Annotated in this window: 16 protein-coding genes; 4 read left to right on the top strand and 12 right to left on the bottom strand. The window is 75.5% G+C overall.

Annotated elements, in window-relative coordinates; genetic code table 11:
- Nucleotides 1–52: 52 nt before the first annotated feature.
- Nucleotides 53–1,648, bottom strand: a complete 1,596-nt coding sequence (gene purF, locus BJ989_RS04550) for an amidophosphoribosyltransferase (RefSeq protein ID WP_179517182.1) — start codon at nt 1,646–1,648, stop codon at nt 53–55.
- Nucleotides 1,649–1,819: 171 nt separating this feature from the next.
- Here purF and BJ989_RS18620 point away from each other — a divergent pair, with 171 nt between their 5' ends.
- The gene (locus BJ989_RS18620) at nt 1,820–3,724 is read left to right on the top strand and encodes an ATP-binding protein (protein WP_179517181.1); all 1,905 of its coding nucleotides are present in this window, start codon (nt 1,820–1,822) and stop codon (nt 3,722–3,724) included.
- Between the two features lie 87 nt (nt 3,725–3,811).
- On the opposite strand, the gene BJ989_RS04540 is transcribed toward BJ989_RS18620, so the two are convergent.
- The 7 genes from BJ989_RS04540 to BJ989_RS04510 all read right to left on the bottom strand — a co-directional run bounded on the left by BJ989_RS04540 (nt 3,812) and on the right by BJ989_RS04510 (nt 12,031).
- Nucleotides 3,812–4,306, bottom strand: coding sequence for a (2Fe-2S)-binding protein (locus tag BJ989_RS04540; protein ID WP_179517180.1), 495 nt, complete (start codon nt 4,304–4,306; stop codon nt 3,812–3,814).
- Nucleotides 4,307–4,316: 10 nt separating this feature from the next.
- A complete protein-coding gene (locus tag BJ989_RS04535; protein ID WP_343049093.1) occupies nt 4,317–6,662 on the bottom strand; it encodes a molybdopterin cofactor-binding domain-containing protein in 2,346 nt (781 codons plus the stop codon).
- A gap of 186 nt (nt 6,663–6,848) precedes the next feature.
- Nucleotides 6,849–8,024, bottom strand: coding sequence for an RsbRD N-terminal domain-containing protein (locus tag BJ989_RS18615; RefSeq protein WP_179517179.1), 1,176 nt, complete (start codon nt 8,022–8,024; stop codon nt 6,849–6,851).
- Nucleotides 8,025–8,072: 48 nt separating this feature from the next.
- Entirely contained in the window at nt 8,073–9,425 is a 1,353-nt protein-coding gene (locus BJ989_RS04525) for a dipeptidase (RefSeq protein ID WP_179517178.1), read from the bottom strand.
- A gap of 10 nt (nt 9,426–9,435) precedes the next feature.
- Nucleotides 9,436–10,650 carry an aminotransferase class I/II-fold pyridoxal phosphate-dependent enzyme gene (locus BJ989_RS04520; RefSeq protein WP_179517177.1) on the bottom strand — a complete coding sequence of 405 codons (1,215 nt, stop codon included), beginning with the start codon at nt 10,648–10,650 and terminating at the stop codon, nt 9,436–9,438.
- A gap of 50 nt (nt 10,651–10,700) precedes the next feature.
- Nucleotides 10,701–11,651 carry an NAD(P)-dependent oxidoreductase gene (locus BJ989_RS18610; protein WP_218848721.1) on the bottom strand — a complete coding sequence of 317 codons (951 nt, stop codon included), beginning with the start codon at nt 11,649–11,651 and terminating at the stop codon, nt 10,701–10,703.
- Complete coding sequence (locus BJ989_RS04510) at nt 11,648–12,031, bottom strand: sterol carrier family protein (protein WP_179517176.1); 384 nt, start codon at nt 12,029–12,031, stop codon at nt 11,648–11,650. The genes BJ989_RS18610 and BJ989_RS04510 overlap by 4 nt, the downstream gene beginning before the upstream one ends.
- A 32-nt stretch (nt 12,032–12,063) precedes the next feature.
- Here BJ989_RS04510 and BJ989_RS04505 point away from each other — a divergent pair, with 32 nt between their 5' ends.
- Nucleotides 12,064–12,906 (top strand): DNA-formamidopyrimidine glycosylase family protein, encoded by an 843-nt coding sequence (locus BJ989_RS04505; RefSeq protein WP_179517175.1) that lies wholly within the window; start codon nt 12,064–12,066, stop codon nt 12,904–12,906.
- Here the strand turns inward: BJ989_RS04505 and BJ989_RS17480 are convergent.
- Nucleotides 12,903–14,579, bottom strand: coding sequence for a bifunctional NAD(P)/FAD-dependent oxidoreductase/class I SAM-dependent methyltransferase (locus tag BJ989_RS17480; protein WP_179517174.1), 1,677 nt, complete (start codon nt 14,577–14,579; stop codon nt 12,903–12,905). The genes BJ989_RS04505 and BJ989_RS17480 overlap by 4 nt on opposite strands.
- A gap of 66 nt (nt 14,580–14,645) precedes the next feature.
- Here BJ989_RS17480 and BJ989_RS04495 point away from each other — a divergent pair, with 66 nt between their 5' ends.
- Nucleotides 14,646–15,266 (top strand): cupin domain-containing protein, encoded by a 621-nt coding sequence (locus BJ989_RS04495; protein ID WP_179517173.1) that lies wholly within the window; start codon nt 14,646–14,648, stop codon nt 15,264–15,266.
- A gap of 14 nt (nt 15,267–15,280) precedes the next feature.
- On the opposite strand, the gene BJ989_RS04490 is transcribed toward BJ989_RS04495, so the two are convergent.
- The 3 genes from BJ989_RS04490 to purL are packed head-to-tail and all read right to left on the bottom strand — an operon-like array spanning nt 15,281 to nt 18,948.
- Nucleotides 15,281–16,201 carry a prolyl oligopeptidase family serine peptidase gene (locus BJ989_RS04490; RefSeq protein ID WP_218848720.1) on the bottom strand — a complete coding sequence of 307 codons (921 nt, stop codon included), beginning with the start codon at nt 16,199–16,201 and terminating at the stop codon, nt 15,281–15,283.
- Nucleotides 16,198–16,608: an alternative ribosome rescue aminoacyl-tRNA hydrolase ArfB gene (arfB, locus tag BJ989_RS04485; protein ID WP_179517172.1), complete on the bottom strand. Its 411-nt coding sequence runs from the start codon at nt 16,606–16,608 to the stop codon at nt 16,198–16,200. The genes BJ989_RS04490 and arfB overlap by 4 nt, the downstream gene beginning before the upstream one ends.
- A 39-nt stretch (nt 16,609–16,647) precedes the next feature.
- Nucleotides 16,648–18,948, bottom strand: coding sequence for a phosphoribosylformylglycinamidine synthase subunit PurL (gene purL / locus BJ989_RS04480; protein WP_179517171.1), 2,301 nt, complete (start codon nt 18,946–18,948; stop codon nt 16,648–16,650).
- A 214-nt stretch (nt 18,949–19,162) separates the two neighbouring features.
- On the opposite strand from purL, the gene BJ989_RS04475 reads away from it, so the two are divergent.
- A complete protein-coding gene (locus BJ989_RS04475; protein ID WP_179517170.1) occupies nt 19,163–20,494 on the top strand; it encodes a glycoside hydrolase domain-containing protein in 1,332 nt (443 codons plus the stop codon).
- Nucleotides 20,495–20,508: the final 14 nt, after the last annotated feature.

The following is a 20,508-nucleotide window of genomic DNA, read 5'->3' as shown; positions in this document are numbered from 1 at the left end:
ACGACTCCTGCGGTGGTGGGGTTCTGACGCCGGCGGCGACGGGGCGCGCGGCTCACGGGCGGTCGAGGGCGTCGGCCGCCCCGCCACCGGCGAGCGACGCGGCGAGACCGTCGACGTCGGTGGGCCGCACGTCGCTGAGGCCCGGCGCGGGCTGGACGGTCTCGAGGAGGTCCTTGCCCAGGACGGCCGGGTCGGGCAGCTCGATCGGGTAGACGCCGTCGAAGCAGGCCCGGCACAGGCTGTCCTTCGCCACCGACGTCGCCTCGACCAGGTCGTCGAGCCCGATGTAGCCCAGCGAGTCGGCGTCGATGCTGCGGCAGATCTCGTCGCTGGTCAGCCCGTTGGCGATGAGCTCGGCGCGGCTGGCGAAGTCGATGCCGTAGAAGCACGGCCACTTCACCGGCGGCGAGGCGATGCGCACGTGCACCTCGCGGGCGCCGGCCTCGCGCAGCATCCGCACGAGCGCGCGCTGGGTGTTGCCGCGCACGATCGAGTCGTCGACGACGACGAGCCGCTTGCCCTCGATGACGTCGCGCAGCGGATTCAGCTTGAGGCGGATGCCGAGCTGCCGGATGGTCTGGCTGGGCTGGATGAAGGTGCGCCCGACGTAGGAGTTCTTGACCAGGCCGGTGCCGTAGGGGGTGCCGGAGGCCTCGGCGAAGCCGATCGCGGCGGGCGTGCCCGACTCCGGCACCGGGATCACCAGGTCGGCGTCGGCCGGGAAGGCCCGCGCCAGCCGGCGACCGATCTCGACCCGCACGCTGTGGACCCGCTGGCCGGTGATCAGGGTGTCGGGGCGGGCGAGGTAGACGAACTCGAAGAGGCAGTGCTTGGGGGCGGGGTCGGCGAAGCGGGTGCTGCGCAGGCCGTCCTCGTCGACCGCGACCATCTCGCCGGGCTCGACCTCGCGGATGAAGGAGGCGCCGACGATGTCGAGGGCGGCGGTCTCCGAGGCCACGACCCAGCCGCGCTCGAGGCGGCCGAGCACCAGCGGCCGGATGCCTTGGGGGTCGCGGGCGGCGTAGAGCGTGTGCTCGGTCATCCACACGAAGGAGTAGGCACCCTTGACCTGCGGCAGCAGCTCGGCTGCGCGCTCCTCCACGCTCTGCCCGGGGTGGTCGGCCAGCAGGGCCGTGACCACGCTGGTGTCGTTGGTCGAGGCCGGCTGGGCGCGCAGCTGCAGGTCGAGCTGGCCGTCGAGCCCGGCCCGGTCGGCGACCATGCCGAGCAGCTCGGCGGTGTTGATCAGGTTGCCGTTGTGCGCGAGCGCGATCGAGCCGGTCTCGGTCGGGTGGAAGGTCGGCTGGGCGTTGTGCCAGGCGCTCGCCCCGGTCGTGGAGTAGCGCGAGTGGCCGACCGCGAGGTGGCCCTTGAGCGCCTCGAGGGTCGACTCGTCGAAGACCTGGCTGACCAGCCCCATGTCCTTGTAGACGAGGATCTGGCGACCGTTGCTGACCGCGATGCCGGCCGACTCCTGACCGCGGTGCTGCAGGGCGTAGAGGCCGTAGTAGGTCAGCTTCGCGACGTCCTCGCCGGGGGCCCACACGCCGAAGACGCCGCAGGCGTCCTGGGGTCCCAGGTCGTGGGGGTCGAGGGCCGCGGTCAGCCGACCGTCGCCCCCCTTGCGCGCGCTGTGGGGCTGGGGCACCCCTCGATCGTAGTGCCCGCGGCCCCCGGCGGCCGACCCGCCGCCGTCACCGGACGCCCGGACCGCCCCGCGACCCGGGACCTCCGTCCCGACGGCCCGGATCGGCCTGCGGCCGGCGGCGCGCCCGTCCTACCCTCCCGAGGGGGAGGACGGCGGGGGCCGGGAGGACACGTGCCGGTCGAGACGACCGAGGCGCAGGCGGCGCGTCCGCCGCTGCCGGGAGCGACGGGAGGGCCGGGTGCCCTGCCCGGGCCCGACGTCGCGCGCTTGCTCGACCTCGCCTGGGCACAGCCCGCCGCCCACGACGCGCTGCAGGCGGTCGCCGAGGCCGTCACCGAGGTCCTCGGCTTCGGCGTGGCCGCGGTCAGCGTGGTCCGCGAGGCGCGCAGCGTCGAGGTCGTGGCGGTCGCCGGCGACCCGTCGGCCCGCGCCGCGCTGCTGGGCACCCGCACCCCGCTCGCCGACCTCCGGCTCGAGCTGGCCGTCGCCGAGGAGTGGGGCACCCTCCGCTTCCGGCCGCACGACCCCGCGCTGCCCGCCGCCCGCAGCGAGGGGTGGGTCCCCGACGTCGAGGTCGCCGACCACCCCGACGCGTGGCACCCGCTCGACCTGCTCGTCGCGCCGCTCGTCGACGGTGCCGGCACGCTGCGCGGCCTGCTCTCGGTGGACCTGCCCGCCGGCGGCCGGCGACCCGACGTCGAGGCCCGCGCCCAGCTCGAGCGGTACGCCGCGCAGGCCGGACGCGCCCTCGTCGCCGCCCTGGAGCGGGAGGCCCTGCACGAGGAGGTGCGGCTCGCGGCGGCCACGCGCACCGTCGCCCGCGCCACCAGCGCCGCGAGCGCCCGGCTCGACCTGCCGGGCACCCTGCGGCGGTGCCAGCGGGCGATCGCCGACGGCCTGCGGGTCGACGGGTCGTGGCTCCTCGTCCCCGACCCGGAGCGCCCCGACCCCGAGCGGAATGCGGACGGCGTCGCCGGCGACGGCGTGCCCGGGGACCTGGTGCTGCGCGACGGCGCCGCCGCGGAACGGCCCGATGACCTGCCCGACGACCTGCTCCGGCTCGCCCGGGAGACGGCCGGGGCGGCGTGGCGCGAGCAGGAGGTCGTGGTGGTCGCGCCCGGCCGCCCGGGCCCGGGGCTGCTCGCACCCGAGCAGCACGCCCGCGTCCTGGGGCACCTGGCGCGCACCGGGACCACCTCGCTCGCGCTCGTGCCGCTGGGCGCCGGCCCCGAGTGCCTCGGCGCGCTGGTGCTGGCCCGTGGCGCGGCGGCCGGCGACTGGACCGACGCCGAGGCCGCCGCAGCGATCGACATGGGCCACGACCTGGGCCGCGCCGTGCTCGACACCCGCCTCCTCGAGCGGGAGCGACGCCTGGTCGCCGAGCTGCAGGCCGTCGACCGCTACCGCGCGCAGCTGGTCTCGACCGTCGCCCACGAGCTGCGCACCCCGCTGAGCGCGATCGTCGGCCACAGCGAGCTCGCGCTCGACCGCGACGGCCTCGACGCAGGCACCCGGGACGCCCTCACCGCCGTGCAGCGCTCGGCGGGGCGCATCGACGGCCTCGTGCGCGACCTGCTCGCCCTCAGCCGCGCCGGCGACCCGCAGGCGGAGGTGGAGCGGCTGCCGGTCGACCTGCGCGCCGTCGTCGACGACGTGCACGACCTGCTCGGGCTCGCGGCCGCGGAGCAGGGTGTCGAGCTGGTCGTCGAGGGCGACCCGGCCGCGGTGGTCCCCGGCGACGCCACGCTGCTCGACCGGGTGGTGCAGAACCTGGTGGGCAACGCCGTGAAGTACTCCCCCGGCGGCGGCCGCGTCACCGTCTCGCTGCGCCGCGGCGGCGGCGAGGTGGCCCTCGCCGTGGCCGACGAGGGGATCGGCATCGCCGCCGACGAGCTCGACCGGCTCTTCGGGGAGTTCTACCGCTCCGGCGACCCCGCGGCGCGCGCCCAGCCCGGCACCGGCCTCGGTCTCGCGATCGTCGAGCGCATCGTCGCGCGCCACGGCGGCCGGGTCACGGTGACCTCGCAGCCCGGGCGGGGCAGCACCTTCACCGTGCACCTGCCCGCCGCGGCCTGAACCCGCGCGCCCACCGCACCCACCGGCGTACGACGGGTGGAGGACGCCGGCGGCCCCGCACGGGGGACCAGGACCGCCGGCGCCGGCTCACATGTCCCGCGCGCCCTGCTTGATCGCCTCGCGGATGCGGGTGTAGGTGCCGCAACGGCAGATGTTGCGGATGCCGTCGAGGTCGGCCTCGGTGAGGGAGCGGCCCTCGCGGCGCACCTTCTTCACCAGCGCCACCGCGGCCATGATCTGGCCGGGCTGGCAGTAGCCGCACTGCGCGACGTCGCGGTCGAGCCAGGCCTCCTGCATGGGGTGGAGGCCGTTGGGGCCGCGCTCGGAGTCGCGGACCTGCTCCGGGAGGCCCTCGATGGTGGTGATCTTGTCGCCGGGCTTGAGCGCACCCACCGGCACGGCGCACGGGTTGAACGCCTTGCCGTTGATGTGGGAGGTGCAGGCCTTGCACACGTTGATCCCGCAGCCGTACTTGGGACCGGTGACCCCGAGCAGGTCACGCAGCACCCACAGGAGGCGGACGTCGTCCGCCACGTCGACCGTGACGGTCTTGCCGTTGAGCACGAAGGTCTGGCGAGGCATCGGGGGCTCCTCAGTACGTGAAGTTCAGGCCGTTGGTCGGCGAGGCGGGCACGGGCGGCACGTAGGACTTCACCTCGAAGGGGAAGGGGTCCTGGTGGTTGATCGGGAAGTAGGTCGGCTGGCGCCCCGTGGCCCGGGTGAACGCGCAGGCGACCGCGGCGAAGGTGGCCGCGACGCCGGCCTCGCCGGCACCGCCGACCTGGCCGCTCTCGGACGGCATGATGATCACCTCGACGTCGCGCGGGGTGTTCCACTGCCGGGTGTAGAAGTAGTTGTCCCAGCTGGCCTCGACGAAGTGGCCGTCGCGCAGGTGCAGGCTCGAGGTCAGCGCGAGTGCGATGCCGTCGTTGATGCCGCCCTGCATCTGGGCCTCGAGGCCGCGCGGGTTCACCACGAGGCCGGCGTCGATGGCGTAGACCACCTTGGTCACGCGGGGCCCGGTGACGGCCTCGCGGATCTCGCGGTTGACGGTGGCCGGGCGGCAGTCGATCTCGACCAGGCAGGCGCTGACGCCCTTGTACTCCTTGTGCACCGCGATGCCCTGGGCGGTGCCCGGCGCCATCGGTCGACCCCAGGTGCCGGCCTTCGCGACCGCGTTGAGCACGTCGCGCAGGCGCTGCTCCTTCGCGAACTCGAGGCGGAACCTCAGGGGGTCCTTGCCCATCGCCTTGGCGAGCTGGTCGACGACCAGCTCGGAGGCCGCCCGGACGTCCGGGGAGTAGATGTTGCGCATCGACCCGGTGTTGAAGCGGTCGTCCACCTCGACGAGGTTCTGCGCGACGACCCCGAAGTTGTAGGGGATCTCCTGCGTCATCGTGAAGATGCTCTCGGCGAACCCGAGGTTGCCCAGCCCGGCAGGGAGGTCGGCGGCCACCGAGGTGAAGTACTCGCCCAGGCCGTGGCGGTAGTCGGTCTCCACGCTGGTGTGCACCTGCTGGAAGGACAGCACCTGGCCCGCGAGGTAGGTCGCGTTGATGCGGCTGGTGCACATCGGGTGGGCGCGGCCCACGCGTGCGTCGTCGGCGCGGTGCCACATCAGCTTGACCGGCACGCCCATGGCCTGCGACACCTCGGCGGCCTCGAGGGCCCCGTCGGAGAAGAGCCGGCGGCCGAAGGAGCCGCCGGCCTGCACGACGTGGCAGGTCACCTGGTCCTGGGTCATGCCGAGCAGCTCGGCGATGCGCTGCTGGGTGTAGATCGGGGACTTCATGCCCGACCAGATCTCCGCCCGGTCCTCGCGCACGTCGGCGATGGCGGAGTTGGTGTCCATCGCGGAGTTGCTGCGGAAGTAGAAGGTGAAGTCGGCCGAGACGGTCTTGGCGAGCAGCGGCAGGTCGGGCAGCTTCGGCATCGGGACCTCGGCAGCGCGCAGCTCTGCGACGATGTCCTCGTCGGACTGGCCCGCGACGGGGCCGTCGTTCCACTCCGCGCGCACGGCGCGCACGGCGTCGATCGCCTGGCCGAAGGTGCGGGCCCGCACCGCGATGCCGGTGCTGACCACGGCGACGTGGGTGACGCCCGGCATCGCCTTGACCTCGCCGGGGTTGAGCAGGCGCCGCGGCGTGCCGTTGAGCGTGGGCGCCCGGCAGATCATGGTCGGCAGCGCGCCCGGCACCTGCAGGTCGGTGGTGTAGTCCTTGCGACCCGTGACGGCGGCGAGGGCGTCGATGCGGTTGCGCGGCGTGCCGATCACGCGGAACTCGCTCGGTGCCTTGAGCTGGACCTCGCGCTGCTGCACCCGATCGCTGGCCGCCAGCGTCGCCAGCTCGCCGTAGGTGATCGAGCCGCTGGGGCCCGTGATCACGCCCTCCTTGCTCTGCAGCAGGGCCACGGTGTCGCCCAGCACGATCGCGGCGGCGTCGAGCAGGGCCCCCTTGGCCACGGCCGCCGCGACCCGGATCGGCGTGAAGGTGGAGATGGTGGTGTTGGAGCCGCCGGTCAGCTGGTTGTAGAGCAGCTCGGGGCGGGCGTCGGCCAGGCCGATGCGCACCTTGGACAGCGGGAGGTCGAGCTCCTCGGCGATGAGCATGGCGGTCGAGGTCGTGACGCCCTGTCCCACCTCGGCGCGGTGCAGGTCGAAGCTGGCCGTGCCGTCCTCGTTGATCGTGACCGTGATGAGGTTGGCCGTCGCCCGGTTGGAGTCGGTGAGGAAGTCGTTGAGGTCGTAGATCTCGGGCACCTGCGGGGCCGACGGGACGGCCGCGTGCGCCGGCGTGCCGGCGAGCGCCATGTCGGCCGCGGCCACCAGCGTCGCGCCGCCCAGCACGTAGCCGATGAAGCGGCGCCGGCCCACGTCGTGGGCGGCGAGGTCGCGGGCCAGCGAGGCCGGCACTCCGGGGGTCAGCTGCTCGGTCACGGGGGCACCTCCGAGATGCGGCGCCGGGGGGTGCGCCGCGTCAGATGGGATGGGACGCTCTCATCGTGATGGGCGTCACCGTCGAACACCACCCGTTCGACGCCCAGCGTCGGCCGGATGGGTCTGTGCACCATGCACAACCGGTCCAGACCGGCGGGCCCGACCCGCGCGGACGCTGGGCCGCCGTCAGACCGCGCCGAGCCGGTGTGCGCGCAGCGCGAGCGCGAGCTCGACCGGGGCGGGTCCCGAGAGCTCCTGGCCCAGCAGCGCCTCGAGGCGGCGCACGCGGTTGAGCACCGTGTTGCGGTGGCAGTGCAGCGCGCTCGCGGCGGCACCCGCCGATCCGGCGGCGGCCACCCACGCCTCGAGGGTGTCGAGGAGCAGGTCACGCTCCGGGGCGGGCAGCGCGAGCACCCGACCGAGCCGCTGCTCGACCAGGCGGACGGCCAGGGCGGGCGCCGTCAGCAGCAGCACGTCGGGCAGCACGTCGTCGAGCAGGGTGGCCCCGGGGCGGCCGGCGGCGGCGCGGAGCGCCAGGCCGGCCTCGACGTGACCGCGCTCCACCTCCTGCAGCCGCCCCGCGACGGCCAGGCCCGCCCGCGAGTCCGGCGGCGTCCCCCACAACGTCGCGACCCGTCGCGCGGTGCCGCAGGGGTCGTCGGGGGCCGCCACCACGCCCACGGCGCCGCGGCCGCGCGGCGTCCACGCCGAGGCGATCCCGTCGACGGCGAGGCCGGCCTCGACCCGCGCCGGCGGGGGGCCGTCGGAGACCACCACGACCAGCGGCGTGCGCGGGGGCACCCCGAGCACCCGGGCGGTGTCGACCTCGTCGGCGCCGCCGCGCAGCCGGCCGGCCAGCAGCGCCTCCCAGAGCTCGGCGCGCAGCTGGGCGTCGGCGCGCACGGTCGCGGCCTCCGCCTCGTGGTAGGCCGCGGCCACCTGCGCGGAGCTCTCGTCGACCACGACCCACAGCCGGGACCCGAGCTCGCGCAGCTCCTCGGCCGGGAGCCGGTCGCCGGCGAGCTCGTTGAGGTCGTCCCAGACCAGCCGCCCGCCGATGCGGAAGGAGCGCAGCACCACGTCGAGCGGCAGGCCCTGCTCGGCGCGGCGTCGCCCGGTGGCGCGGGCGGCGTCGAAGTACGGCGAGGCCTGCGGGTCGCGCCCGTCCGCGGAGACCGCGAGCAGCTCCAGCACCCGCTCGACGTTGGCGCGGCACGACTCGCGCAGGTCGGCGGGCGGGACGACCCCGGTGCCGCGGTAGCCGGGGTTCTCCTCCACGATCGTCGCCACCAGGACCTCGGTGATCGGCTCGACCCGCCCGGCGCGCACCTCGGCGAGGAAGGACCGCGTCTCCCCTCTCACCGCGACCTCACCGCGCCGACCACGCCGCGCCGACCACGCTGGCCGACCTCAGGCGCCGAGCCGCGTGAGGAGCAGCGCCTCGGCGAGCAGGACCCGCTCGAACTCCGCGAGGTGCAGGCCCTCGTTGGCGCCGTGGGCGCGGGTGTCGGGGTCCTCCACGCCGGTGACCAGCACGCTGGCCTGCGGGAAGGCCTCGAGGAACTCCGCGATGAAGGGGATCGACCCGCCCACGCCCATGTCCACCGGCGCGGTGCCGTCCCAGGCGTCGCGGAAGGCGCTGCGCGCCGCGTCGTACGCCGGTCCGGTGGCGTCGATCTGCGTGGGCTCGCCGCCGTCGGTGACGGTGAAGGTGAGCTCGGCGCCCCACGGCACGTGGGCCTCGAGGTGGCGGCGCAGGCAGGCGACGGCGTTCTCGGTGGTGTCGCCCGGCGCGATGCGCATCGAGACCTTGGCCCGCGCGTGCGGCACCAGGGTGTTGGAGGCGCCCTCGACCTGCGGCGCGTCGAGGCCGGTGATGCTGAGGGCGGGCTTGGTCCACAGCCGCTCGACGACCGAGCCGGTGCCGATCCACTGGGTGCCCGGCGCGGCGCCGGACTCGGCGCGCAACCGCGCCTCGGGGTAGTCGACGTCGGCGGCGGGGCCCGCGTGCAGGCCGGCCACGGCGACGTCGCCCGCGTCGTCGTGCAGCGTCGCGATGAGTCGGGAGAGGGTGATGAGGGCGTCGGGCACGAGCCCGCCCCACATGCCCGAGTGCACGGCGTGGGTGAGGGTGCGGACCTCGACGTCGGCCCGCACGAGACCGCGCAGGCTGGTGGTGAGGGCGGGCACGCCGATGTCCCAGTTGCCGGAGTCGGCGATGACGATGACGTCGGCCGCGAGCGCCTCCCTCTCCTGCGCGAGCAGCGCGGGGAGGGTCTCGGAGCCCACCTCCTCCTCGCCCTCGACGAAGACGGTGACGCCGACGGCGAGGTCGTCGCCGAGCATCCGCAGCGCGCCGAGGTGCGCGACGATGCCGGCCTTGTCGTCGGCCGCGCCGCGGGCGTAGAGCCGCTCGCCGCGCTCGGTGGGCTCCCACGGCGGGCTGTCCCACAGCGCGTGGTCGCCCTCGGGCTGCACGTCGTGGTGGGCGTAGAGGAGCACGGTCGGGGCGCCCTCGGGCCCGGGCCGGTGCGCGATCACCGCGGGGGCGCCGCCCTCGGCGCTGGTGATGCGCACGTCCATGCCCTCGGCGCGGAAGAGCGCCGCGGTCGCCTCGGCGCTGCGCTGCACCTCGGCGACGCGGGCCGGGTCGGCGCTCACGGACTCGATGCGCACGAGGTCTTCGAGGTCGCGGCGCACACCCGGGAGCACGTCGGCCAGGCGGGGTCGGAGGTCGTCGGGGGTCAGGGCCGGACGGGTCATGGGCGCGAGGCTAGCGCCGGACCGTCGCGAGGAAGTCGGCGATGCGGCCGATGGCGTCCTCGAGCAGGTGCACGTCGGGCAGCGTCACGAGGCGGAAGTGGTCGGGGCGCGGCCAGTTGAAGCCGGTGCCGTGGGTGACCAGCAGGTGCTTGGCGCGCAGCAGGTCGAGCACGAACTCCTGGTCGTCCTCGATCGGGTAGACCTCCGGGTCGAGGCGCGGGAAGCAGTAGAGCGCCCCCCGCGGCTCCACGCTGGAGACGCCGGGGATCTCGTTGAGCAGCCGGTGGGCGAGCATGGCCTGCTCGTGGAAGCGGCCGCCGGGGACGATGAGCTCCTCGATCGACTGGTAGCCGCCGAGCGCCGTCTGGATCGCGTGCTGCGCGGGCACGTTGGGGCACATCCGCATGTTGGCGACGAGCGTGAGGCCCTCGAGGAAGTCCTGGGCGAGGTGACGCGGCCCGGAGACGTAGACCCAGCCGGAGCGGTAGCCGCAGACGCGGTAGGCCTTCGAGAGGCCGCTGAAGGTCAGGCAGAGCACGTCGTCGCCGGCGAAGGTCGCGGCGTGGTGGTGCACGGCGCCGTTGAAGAGGATCTTCTCGTAGATCTCGTCGGCGAAGATGACCAGGTCGTGGCGGCGCGCGATGTCGACGAAGGCGCGCACGACCTCCTCGCTGTAGACCGCGCCCGTCGGGTTGTTGGGGTTGATGAGGACGATCGCGTGGGTGTTCTCGGTGATCTTGGACTCGATGTCCTCGAGGTCGGGCGCCCAGCCGTCCTCCTCGTCGCACAGGTAGTGCACGGGGGTGCCGCCCGACAACGTCACGGCACCGGTCCACAGCGGGTAGTCGGGCGCCGGCACGAGGATCTCGTTGCCGTCGTCGAGGAACGTCTGGAGCACCATCGTGATCAGCTCGGAGACGCCGTTGCCGATGAAGACGTCCTCGACCGTCGCGTCCAGGCCGTGCGACTGGTAGTACTGCGCGACCGCGGTGCGGGCGGAGTAGATCCCGCGCGAGTCGGAGTAGCCCTGCGCCTCCGGCAGGTTGTGCACCATGTCCTGCAGGATCGCGTCGGGCGCCTCGAAGCCGAACGGGGCGGGGTTGCCGATGTTGAGCTTGAGGATGCGGTGGCCCTCGGCCTCGAGGCGCTGGGCCTCCACGAGGATCGGCCCCCGCACGTCGTAGCGGACGTTCTTCAGCTTCTGGCTCTGACGGATGCGGCGCACGGGGTCATGGTGGCATCCGGGGTCGGGCCGGCGCCCGCGAGTTCCACGCCTCAGCCGCGGGCCACCACGTGGGCCGGCGGGTCGCCGGCGGCGAGGCGGCCCAGCTGGTCGTGCACGAGCGCGGCCATGCGGGGCAGCATCGCGGTGGTCCCGCCGGCGACGTGCGGCGTGACGAGGACACCCGGCGCCGACCACAGCGGGTGGCCGTCGGGCAGCGGCTCGGGGTCGGTGACGTCGAGCGCGAAGCGCAGCCGGCCGGCGTGCGCCAGCACCGCGTCGGTGTCGACGACCGCGCCCCGGGCGACGTTGACGACCAGCGCGTCGTCGGGCAGCTGCGCGAGGAAGGCGTCGTCGACCGTGCCGCGGGTGTCGTCGGTGAGCGGCAGCAGCACCACGACGACGTGCTGGTGGGGCAGCAGGTCGGGCAGCGACTCCGGCCCGTGAACCTGCCCGAGCACCTCGTCGGCGCGGGCTCGCGAGGCCACGCCGGTCACCCGCGCCTCGAGGGCGAGCAGCCGCCGCGCGAGCGCCCGCCCGATCGAGCCGGCTCCGAGCACCAGGACGGAGGAGTCCGCCAGCGCGCGTCGCCCGGGCATCGGGCGCCAGGTCGCGTCGGCCTGCGCGTGCACCGCCTCCGGGATCCCCCGCAGCGACGCGAGCACCAGACCCACGGCGTGCTCGGCGGTGGCGGCGTCGTGCACGCCCGAGGCGTTGGCGAGCACGGCGCCGGGCGGCACCAGGCCCGGCAGGCCGTCGTAACCGGCCGACTGCAGCTGCACGAGCCGCAGCGCCGAGAAGCGCTCGACCTCGGTGAGGGCGCCCGCGGTGGCGTACGGCGCGACCCAGGCGGTCACCTCGGCGTCACGGCCGTGGGGCTCCTCGTCGCAGAGCAGCGCGACGCCCGCGGGCACCCCGAGGGCGCGGACGGCCTCGTGCAGCTCGCGCGTCGGCACGAGGGCGACCACCTGCTCGCCGCGGGCCCGGGCGTCGACCGCGCTCACGCGGCACCTCCGGCGCCGCCGGCGACGAGGGGCAGGTAGGGCGCGAGGTCGGCCCGCTCGCCGCTCGCGCTGACCCGGCCCGCGCCGACCGCCTCGGCCCACGTGGTGGCACCGGTGGCGAGGTCGAGCCAGGTCGCAGGCGCCATCTCGACGACGGCCGGCGGGGTGCCGCGGGTGTGGCGCACCCCTGCGACCACCTGCACCGCACCCCACGGCGGCACCCGCACCTCCACGGAACGGCCCGGCGCACGGGTCTCGAGCGAGGCGAGGAAGTGGCGCACGAGCAGCTTCTGCTCGGCCGGCCCGGCGGACCCGGCGGCCAGGGCGTCCAGGGCCGCGGCGAGCGCGGCGGGGTCGGTGGGGCGGCGACGGGGCGGCACGCACCCATCAGACCACCCGGCACGATGGAGCGGTGCCGGAGGGGGACAGCGTCTACAAGCTCGCGCGGCGGCTCGACCGGCCGCTGCTCGGGCGCACCATCACGCGCTCGGACTTCCGCGTGCCCCGGCTGGCCACCCGCGACCTGGCCGGGCGCACGGTGCTGGAGCACGTCACCCACGGCAAGCACCTGCTGACCCGCTTCTCCGGTGGCGTCACCCTCCACAGCCACCTGCTGATGGACGGGTCGTGGAGCGTGACCGGGCCGGGCAAGCGGCTGCCGCGCCGGATGCTGCCCGACGTGCGGCTGCTGTGGGAGACCGACAGCGGCCACACGGCGTACGGGCTGAAGCTGCACCAGCTCGACCTCGTCGCCACCGCCGACGAGCACCGCGTCGTCGGCCACCTCGGGCCCGACCCGCTGCGCGCCGACTGGGACGCCGCGGAGGCGGTGCGCCGGCTGCGGGCCGACCCGACCACGCCCCTGGTCAGCGCCCTGCTCGACCAGACCCGCATGGCCGGGCTGGGCAACCTGTGGGCCAACGAGCTCGCCTTCCTCGTCGGTCGCAGCCCGTGGACGCCGATCGGCGACCTCGACGTCGAGGCCCTCGTGCGGCTCGCGGCGAAGGCGCTGCGGCACTCGGCACTGGTGGAGGGCGCCTACCAGGTGACGACCGGCGTCGGCACCCGCGGCGAGGACCACTGGGTCGCGGGGCGCGCCGGCAAGCCGTGCCGCCGGTGCGGCACCACCGTCCTGCGCGACGTGCCGCTCGTCGAGGACCCCGCCAACCGGGTCACCTGGTGGTGCCCCCACTGCCAGCCGGGGCCGGGCCCCGAGGCCCGGCTCCCGCACGCCGCGACGCGCCGCGAGGTCTAGCGGCGTCGCGCCACCAGGACCGAGTCGCGGACCTCGGTGGCGCCGTGGACGCCCCCGCGCCCGTGGCCGTCCTCGACCCGGGCGCGCACCTCGGTGCGCACGTCCCAGTCGGCGGGGTCGAGCGCGGGCAGCAGGTCCTCGGGCGCGAAGAGCCACTCGGCGCGGCCCTGGCGCAGGCCGGTCGCGAGGTCGTCCGGGTGGTGGCCGACCACGAGCAGGGTGCCGCCGGGGGCGACGGCCGGGGCGAGCAGGCGCACGAGGTCGACCATGCCGCCGTCGGGCAGGTGGATGAACTGCGAGCTGACGAGGTCCCACCGCTCCTCGCCGGGCTCCAAGGTGCGGGCGTCGGCCCGCCGGAAGTCGGTGCGCTCGGCCAGACCCCGCTCGTCGGCGGCCGCGCGGGCCTTCACCAGGGCGGCCTCGGCGAAGTCCAGCGCGGTGACCTGCCAGCCCTGCTCGGCCAGCCAGAGCGCGTCGCCGCCCTCGCCCGCGCCGACGTCGAGCGCCCTGCCCGGGGCGAGGCGCCCGGCCTCGGCGGCGAGCTGGGCGTTGACGTGGCCCGACCACACCGGGCCGCGCGCGGCGTAGCGCTCCTCCCACCAGTCCCGCTCGAACCAGTCGCCGCGCGCCTGGGCCAGCGCGGCGTCGGTGTCCTCCTCGACGAGCGAGGCGTTGGCCGCGGCGCCGGCCTGCAGGCCCTGGCCGGCGGCCACGACCACCTGGGCGGCGAGGTCGGAGACGTTGCCGGCGACGAAGACGCCGGGGACCGAGGTGCTGCCCATCGGGCCGGGGGTGACGACGCAGCCGAAGGAGACGCCGCCGCGCTCGAACTCCTCCGCCGGCACGCCGAGCTGCGCGAGCAGGTCGCTCCGCGCGACCATCCGGCCCGCGCAGACGACGGCGTCGGCCTCGAGGAGCCGGCCGTCGGCGAGGCGCACGCCGCGCAGCGCGCCCGGCTCCCCCGCCACCTCGACGACGCCACCGGGCTCGGTGTCGACGACCTCGACGCCCCGGGCGGCGAGGCGCGCGCGGTCGTCCTCGGTCGGGGCGGGCGACAGGGTGGGGTCGACGACGAGGGTGAGGCGGTCGGTCCACTGGCGCCACAGCAGGGCCTGGTGCGTCGCGAAGCCGCTGCTCGCGACGACCACGAGCGCGCGGTCGCGCACCTCCCAGCCGTGGCAGTAGGGGCAGTGCAGCACGCCACTCCCCCAGTGCTCCCGCACGCCGGGCACCTCGGGCAGCTCGTCGACGAGACCCGTGGCGACCAGCAGCCGCCGCGCCTCGACGCTGCGGCCGTCGTCGGTGGTGACCACGAAGCCGGTGCCGGGGCGGTCCCAGGTGCGGGCGGTGACCACGCGGCCGGTCTGCACCCGCACGCCGTACGCCGTGGCCTCGGCCCGCGCGTCGGCGTACAGCTCGGCGGGGGCGGCGCCCTCGCGGCCGAGGTAGCCGTGGACACCCGCGGCCGGCGCGTTGCGCGGCTCGCCGGCGTCCAGCACCAGCACGTCGCGCCGGGCGCGGCCGAGGGTGAGGGCGGCGGAGAGGCCGGCGGCACCGCCGCCGACGACGAGGACGTCGACGGACGTCCGGGCGTGGTGGTCGGCGTGGTGGTGGGCGTGGTGGTGGGCGTGGTGGTGGGCGTGGTGGTGAGCGGAGGCGGGAGACGAGGTCATGTGCCCAGCGTGCGTTGTGGTCGCCGTCTTGACAACTACCGTTGCCGTTCTGGCAAACTCCGGCGGGTGAGCCACGCACACCCGCAGTCGACCGACCCCGTCTCCGAGCCTCCCGCCGACCTCGACGACGCCCTGGCGCGGGTCGGCCCGCGGCTGCGCCAGCTGCGCCTCGAGCGCGACGCCACCCTGGCCGACCTCGCCGCCGAGACGGGCATCTCGGTCTCGACGCTGTCGCGGCTCGAGGCGGGGCAGCGCAAGCCCACCCTCGAGCTGCTGCTGCCGCTCGCGCAGGCCCACCGGGTCGCGCTCGACGAGCTGGTCGACGCCCCCGAGACCGGGGACCCCCGCGTGCGGCTGCGGCCCGTCACCCGGCACGGGCGCACCTTCGTGCCGCTGACCCGTCGCCCCGGCGGGCTGCAGTCCTACAAGGTCGTCTTCCCGCCGGAGCCGGGCGCGCAGCCGTCGCTGCAGACGCACGAGGGCTACGAGTGGCTCTACGTCCTCTCCGGTCGGCTCCGACTCCTCCTCGGCTCGCAGGACCTCCTGCTCGAGCCGGGCGAGGTGGTGGAGTTCGACACCCGCACACCCCACTGGCTCGGCAACCCCGGCCCCCACCCCGCCGAGGCGCTCGCCGTCTTCGGACCCCAGGGCGAGCGGATGCACGTGCGGGCGAGGCCGCGCGGCTGAGGAGGGCCGGGCCGTCAGCCGCGCAGCTCCTCCAGCAGCCGCAGCTGCACTCGCCAGGCCTCGGAGGCGGGGTCGATGACGACGAAGTGGTCGCCCTCGACGACCTCGAGAGCCGCGTCGGCGCCCGCCGCACGCGCGGCCTCGACGTAGGTCTCCGACTGCCCGAGCGGCACGATGTCGTCGCCGCTCCCGTGCACGCAGCGCACCGGCACGTCGAGCGGGAGCTGCTGCAGCGGGTCCACGAGCCGCCACTCGTCGCTCGGCGGGCCGCCGAGGAACTGCTCGACCGCACCACCGCCGAGCCCCGCCTCGTGCGCCCCGACCAGGTCGAGCACGCCCGCCTGGCTGACCGCGCCGGTGATCGGCACCCGCACGGGCCGCCACGGCTCGAGCCGCGGGCGGGCGGCCAGCCACACCGCGAGGTGGCCGCCGGCCGAGTGCCCCAGCGTGAGCACCGTCGAGGTGTCCACGTCGTCGACGCCGGCGAGCGCGTCGACGGCGGCCGCGACGTCGTCGAAGGTCTCCGGCCAGCCGCCGCCGTTGCCCACGCGGCGGTACTCCACGTTGAGGGCCGTCCACCCCTCGTCGACGAGGGCCGCGGAGAGCGGCTGCCCGAGCGACAGGTCGTACTGCGAGCGCCAGAAGCCGCCGTGGACGATGACGACCACGCCCTTCGACGGCCCGTCGGTGCGTCGCAGCTCGGCGAACTGCGTCTCGCGGTCGGGACCGTAGTCGAGCCGCTGCACGCGGTCGGGCCCGAAGCCGGTCGGGAGGTCGTCGGGCACGGGCGTCTCCAGGGCACTCGGGGCCGACGAGCCGCTCGGCCCGTCGGGGCTGCACGCCGCACCGACGCCGAGCGCACCGGCGGCGAGACCGCCGCCCAGCAGCGTACGGCGGCCCAGGACCGGGCGGGGTGGGCGCGAAGAGGGGCTCACGCGTCCCAGTCTCCCCGACGGCCCCGCTTGACCTGCCCGCGCTGCTTCTTGGCCTCGAGGCGCCGGCGCTGCGAGCCGCGCGTCGGCCGGGTGGCACGGCGCGGGGCGGGCGGGGCGGCCGCCGCGTCGCGCAGCTGGGCGACCAGCCGCTCGCGCGCCGCGCGGCGGTTGGCGAGCTGCGCGCGGTGCTCGCTGGCTCTCACGGTCAGCACGCCGTCGACGAGGCGCCCGGCGAGCCGGGTCAGCACGCGGTCGCGCAGGTGGCCGGGCAGGCTCGCCGACCCGGCGACGTCGACGGAGAGCTCTACCCGACTGTCGGTCGTGTCCACCCCCTGCCCGCCCGGCCCCGAGGACCGCGAGAAGCGCTCGGCCAGCTCGGCCGCGGACAGCGTCCAGCCCCCGACCACGTGGAGGTCGGCACCGGGGTCGAGGTCGCGGGGCGAGGCTCAGCCCAGCGCGGCCGGCAGGGTGGCCGTCCAGGCGTCGCGCAGCTCGGTGACCGGCACCGCGAAGGCGCCCTCGACGACGAGGTCGGTGCCCCCGGTGGCGCCGAGACGGGTGAGCGCGACGCCGTGAGCACCCGCCAGCGCGACGAGGCCGTCGACCTGGTCGGGCGCGACCGTCACGACCGCGCGCGAGGCCGACTCGGAGAAGAGCGCGACGAAGACGTCGCCGCCGGCGACCTCGGCGAGGTCGACCCGCACGCCGACGCCGTGGCGCATGGCGGCCTCGGCGAGGGCCTGGGCGAGCCCGCCCTCGGAGAGGTCGTGGGCACTGGTGACGAGGTCCGAGCGCGACGCGTCGACGAGCACGCGACCGAGCGCCCGCTCGGCGTGGAGGTCGAGCCGCGGCGGCAGACCGCCGAGGTGCCCGTGCACGACGTGGGCCCACTCCGAGCCCGACAGCTCCTCGTGGGTCTCGCCGAGCAGGAACACCTCGTCACCCGGGGTCCCGTCAGCCACCGGGCGGAAGCCCGACGGCGTGCGCTGGGTGACGTCCTCGATGACGCCGAGCGTCGCGACCACGGGCGTGGGCAGGATCGCGGTGTCGCCGGTCTGGTTGTAGAGGCTGACGTTGCCGCCGGTGACCGGCGTGCGGAGCGTCGCGCAGGCGTCCTTCAGCCCGCGGCACGCCTCGGCGAACTGCCACATGACGCCGGGGTCCTCCGGCGAGCCGAAGTTGAGGCAGTCGGAGACCGCGAGCGGGGTCGCGCCCGCGGTCGCGACGTTGCGGTAGGACTCCGCGAGCGCGAGCTGCGCGCCGGCGTAGGGGTCGAGCTTGGCGAAGCGGCCGTTGCAGTCGGTCGCGACGGCGACGCCGAGGCCGGTCTCCTCGTCGACGCGCACCATGCCGGCGTCCTCGGGCTGGGCGAGCACGGTGCCGCCGCGGACGTAGCGGTCGTACTGGTCGGTGATCCACGACTTGTCGCAGAGGTTGGGGCTGGCGACCATCCGCAGCAGCGTCGCCCGCAGCTCCTCGCCCCCGGCCGGTCGCGGCAGCGCCTCGGCCACGTCGGCCTGCAGGGCGTCCTGCCAGTCGGGGCGGGCGTACGGCCGCTCGTAGGTCGGCCCGTCGTGCGCGACGGAGCGCGGGGGGACGTCGACGACGCGGCGCCCGTGCCAGTCGATCTCGAGGCGGCCGGTGTCGGTCACCTCGCCGACGACCGCGGCCTCGACGTCCCACTTCGCGCAGATCGCCAGGAAGGCCGCGACGTCGTCCGGCTCGACGACGGCCATCATCCGCTCCTGGCTCTCGCTCATGAGGACCTCCTCGGGCGAGAGCGTCGAGTCGCGCAGCGGCACGCGGTCGAGGTGGACGTGCATGCCGCCGTCGCCGGCGCTCGCGAGCTCGGAGGTCGCACAGGACAGCCCGGCGCCGCCGAGGTCCTGGATGCCCGCGACCACGCCGGCCGCGAAGAGCTCGAGGGTGCACTCGATGAGCAGCTTCTCCATGAAGGGGTCGCCGACCTGCACGCTGGGGCGCTTGGCGGGGCCGCCCTCGTCGAAGGTCTCGCTGGCGAGCACCGACACGCCGCCGATGCCGTCGCCGCCGGTGCGCGCGCCGTAGAGCACCACCTGGTTGCCGACGCCGCTCGCCTTCGCCAGGTGGAGGTCCTCGTGGCGCAGGACACCGACGCAGAGCGCGTTGACCAGCGGGTTGCCGAGGTAGGTCTCGTCGAAGACCGCCTCGCCGCCGATGTTGGGCAGGCCGAGGCAGTTGCCGTAGCCCCCGACGCCCGCCACGATCCCCGGCAGCACGCGCTGGGTGTCGTCGGCGTCGAGGGGGCCGAACCGCAGCGGGTCCATGACCGCCACGGGGCGCGCGCCCATCGCGAGGATGTCGCGCACGATGCCGCCGACACCGGTGGCCGCGCCCTGGTAGGGCTCGACGAAGCTCGGGTGGTTGTGCGACTCGACCTTGAAGGTCACCGCGTAGCCCTGGCCGATGTCGAGCACGCCGGCGTTCTCGCCGATGCCGGCCAGCATCTTGCCGGCGGTCGTCTCCTGCGCGAGCTCGCCGAACTGCTTCAGGTGCACCTTGGTCGACTTGTAGGAGCAGTGCTCGCTCCACATCACCGAGTACATCGCCAGCTCGCTGCTGGTCGGACGGCGCCCGAGGATCTCGCGGATGCGGGCGTACTCGTCCTCCTTCAACCCCAGCTCGGCCCACGGCTGGACGCGGTCCGGGTCGGTCAGCGCCGCCTCCACGGTGTCGAGGGCGTCGGTGGGCGTCGTGGGGGTCGGCACGGCGGCAATCTACCGGCGCTCGGACCCCGGCCACTGAACCGGTCGCGGCCGCGGACCCACCCCTTCGTGAACTACAGCGCGGTAGTTCACCGGGTTCGCTGTGACAGGTGTGACAGGTGTGCTTATCGTGACCGGGCCGTCCACCCCGCCGCTCGCCCCCGCCGCTCGCCCCCGCCGCTCGCCCCCGCCGTCACCCAGCGCCTCTGGAGACCCCGTGCCGACCCGCCTCACCGCCGCCCTGACCGCCCTGCTCACCGGGCTCACCGTGGCGCTCACGACCACCGCACCGGCCCGGGCGGCGGACGTCGTCACCCCCGGCGACTTCACCGGCTACGGCTTCGACCAGTGCCTCGCGCCGACGCAGGAGAAGATGACCCGCTGGCTCAACTGGTCGCCCTTCCTCGCCGTCGGCATCTACACCTCCGGGAAGTCCCGCGCCTGCCGCGACCAACCGAACCTCACCCCGGCCTGGGTCGACCGGCAGCTGCGCGACGGCTGGCGGCTGCTGCCGATCACGCTCGGCCCGCAGGCCTCGTGCGCCACCCGCTTCCCGCGCTACGGCAACGACCCGCTGATCGACGCCACGCCGGGCTCGAACGGCCGCTACACCAGGGCGCGCGCCCAGGGGCAGGCCGAGGCCGTCACCGCCGTCGAGGCCGCCGAGCGGCTCGGGATCCCCCGCGGCAGCACGCTGTGGTACGACCTCGAGGGCTACCGCACCGACCGCCCGGCCTGCCGCGAGTCGGCCCTCGCCTTCCTCTCCGGCTGGTCGGCGAAGCTGCACGCCCTCGGCTGGGTCTCGGGCGTCTACTCCAGCGCCGGCTCGGGCATCCGCCACCTCGACGAGGCGCGGCGCAGCGGCCGCACCGACCTGGTGCTCCCCGACCAGCTGTGGATCGCGCGCTGGAGCGGCACGCCGGGCCGGATCAACGACAGCAGCACGACCTACCTCGCCGACGACGGCTGGGCGCGGGCGCGCGTCCACCAGTACCGCGGCGGCCACGACGAGACGTGGGGCGGCGTCACCATCAACATCGACAGCAACTGGCTCGACCTCGGCCGCGGCTCGGTCGCCGCGCCCGAGCGGCGCTGCGGCGGCGTCCGCATGGACTTCCGCCGCTTCGACACCCTGCGCAAGGGCGTCGCCCGCCCCGGCCAGGTCAGCGCCCTGCAGTGCCTGCTGACCGAGCGCGGCACCTACCGTGGGCCGATCGACGGCACCTGGGACGGCGCGACCTGGAAGGCGGCCGACACCTGGCGCCGCTCGCGCGGCATCCTCGACGGCGGGCCCTTCACCCCGACCCACTGGGTCGCGGTGTGGGCGCAGGGCGGGCGGCCGGCGCTCAAGGTCGGCTCGAGCGGCCCGGCGGTGCGGCGCCTGCAGCGCGCCCTCACGGCGGCCGGCCACCGCACCGGCGGCAGCACCGGGGTGTTCACCGCCGCGGACGCCGACGCCGTCACCCGCTGGCAGCGCAGCGTCCGCAAGCCGCGCACCGGGGTGTTCGCGACCTACCACTGGGCCCCGCTGCAGCGCGGCCGGCACTGAGCCCGCCGGCCCGG

Origin of the sequence: Nocardioides perillae (assembly GCF_013409425.1) — a bacterium.
GTDB lineage: Bacteria > Actinomycetota > Actinomycetes > Propionibacteriales > Nocardioidaceae > Nocardioides > Nocardioides perillae.
This window is presented reverse-complemented; position numbering and strand designations above follow the sequence as displayed.

What these genes read in the sequence shown, in the direction of transcription:
- BJ989_RS17480 (WP_179517174.1), bottom strand. Translation starts at nt 14,579, where the DNA reads ATGACCTCGTCTCCCGCCTCCGCTCACCACCACGCCCACCACCACGCC.
- BJ989_RS04540 (WP_179517180.1), bottom strand. Translation starts at nt 4,306, where the DNA reads ATGCCTCGCCAGACCTTCGTGCTCAACGGCAAGACCGTCACGGTCGAC.
- BJ989_RS04525 (WP_179517178.1), bottom strand. Translation starts at nt 9,425, where the DNA reads ATGACCCGTCCGGCCCTGACCCCCGACGACCTCCGACCCCGCCTGGCC.